Here is a 1,681-nt window from a genome sequence, read left to right as displayed (position 1 = left end):
ATGCTTGCTTGCGCTGAGTTGGTTGCGGAGAAGCACGGGCTCGGCTGGGCATTCTGCGATACGGACAGTCTCGCGCTTGCGAAACCCGAGGGAATGCCTCGCGCAGAGTTTGAAGCCCGCGTGTGCCGCGTCATCGAATGGTTCGAGCCGCTAAATCCCTATCACAAGCCTGTCTCAATTCTTCAGATGGAGGATGTGAACTTCGATGCAGCAACCGGCGAGTTGATCCCGCTCTATTGTCTTGCGATCTCAGCCAAGCGCTATGCGCTGTTCAATATCGATGGCAAAGGCCGCCCCATCATCCGAAAAGCCTCTGCGCATGGGCTGGGGCACTTGATGGATCCCTATGGCGCGGATGATGCCGCGCCAGGCATTCCGGCACCAGTCTGCGATCTGAGCAAGATCGGTGTGAAGCGGTGGCAGTACGATCTTTGGTACCACATCATCAAAGCGGCACGCGCTGGCCACCCCAATCAGGTGCGGCTTGATTATCACCCTAAGCTGAGCGAGCCCGCATTGATGCGCTATGGCGCGACCAGCCCCGCCCTGCTCAGATGGATGGGGAAATACAATGAGGGCAAAGCCTATCCAGACCAGGTGAAACCATTCGGGTTCATGGTTGCGCCGACGGCGAAGGGAGAAGCGCTCTGCGAGCCCATGATCGAAGCGGTGGACGTCATCCAACGTGGCAGACCGGCAAAGCGGATGTTTCCAAAGCCGATTGCGCTGTTTGAGCGGGATCCGGCATTGGCCGCAGCACATGCTTTTGATCGCGAGACGGGAGAGCCGGTGCCGCTTGCTGCGCTGAAATCATACGCGGATGTGCTACGCTTCTACCATCTTAGCCCGGAGGAAAAGTTTGAAAATGGTGGTCCGTTTGATCGGGGGCTCACGCGGCGGCGGCATGTGGTTGCGACCGGCGTCGTGTTGATAGGGAAGGAAGCGAACAAGGTGGGGGAGTTTGGGGAGGGGGATCCGGGGAGCGTGGCTGTGGCGGCATTCCATCGAACTTAGCCTGGAACCCGTATTCAGATTTGCTCAGAGGGTCGAACCCAACGCGCGGCGTACCCTATCAAGTATAGGTTCGGCCCAGCCGGTGCCCGGGGGCAGACCCCAAATCAGGGTGGCGGCGACCAGGCCAATTGTAACGGCCAGTATAAGGAGCACCACAGCCAAGACCCTGCCGCCGCGACGCTTCGGATTTTGCGCGTCTCCCGACTGCCGTGACGGCCGCGCGCCGTGACCTGTCAGCCTGTCCGGGCTGATAACAGGCTCGATGGCCGTCTCTTGGTCCAGCTTCGACATGTTAGCGTCCGAGCGGGCCGCTTCATAAGCAATGCCAAGCGGCCAAAGGTGCACGGCGATTTCGTCTTCACTCTGGCCTTTGGATTTGAGGGCTGCAATCAGGTCCCTGTTATTGGTCTCGAACAGACTTCCATGAACAGCTGGCAGTGCATCGGCGAAAGGCTTGAGGACCCGGGCACACTCCGTGTACGCCTCAATCGCAGCGTCATGTTCACCGCAGGCAAGCCGCTGATCGCCCAGATTGTTGAGGCTTATCGCGAGGTCCGGGAGGAAGGCATCGGGCCGGGCGGCCGCGAGGGTACGGCGGATGTCGGCCGCCTCCTGCGTAGCGGCGAGGGCGTCTTCCCGCCGCCCCAGCTCGGAGAGCCTCGCGCCC

At 60.7% G+C, this 1,681-nt stretch carries 2 pseudogenes; one reads left to right on the top strand and one right to left on the bottom strand.

The features are described from left to right. A pseudogene (locus ACK4SV_RS14655) lies at window positions 1–1,014 on the top strand (hypothetical protein); the annotation flags it as partial. A 24-nt stretch (window positions 1,015–1,038) separates the two neighbouring features. Here ACK4SV_RS14655 and ACK4SV_RS14650 read toward each other — a convergent pair. Continuing rightward, window positions 1,039–1,681: pseudogene (locus ACK4SV_RS14650) on the bottom strand (hypothetical protein); the annotation flags it as partial.

The organism is Hyphomonas sp. (assembly GCF_046313735.1).
Lineage (GTDB): Bacteria > Pseudomonadota > Alphaproteobacteria > Caulobacterales > Hyphomonadaceae > Hyphomonas.
The sequence above is the reverse complement of the archived record's forward strand: the minus strand, read 5'-3'. Positions and strand labels throughout refer to the sequence as shown.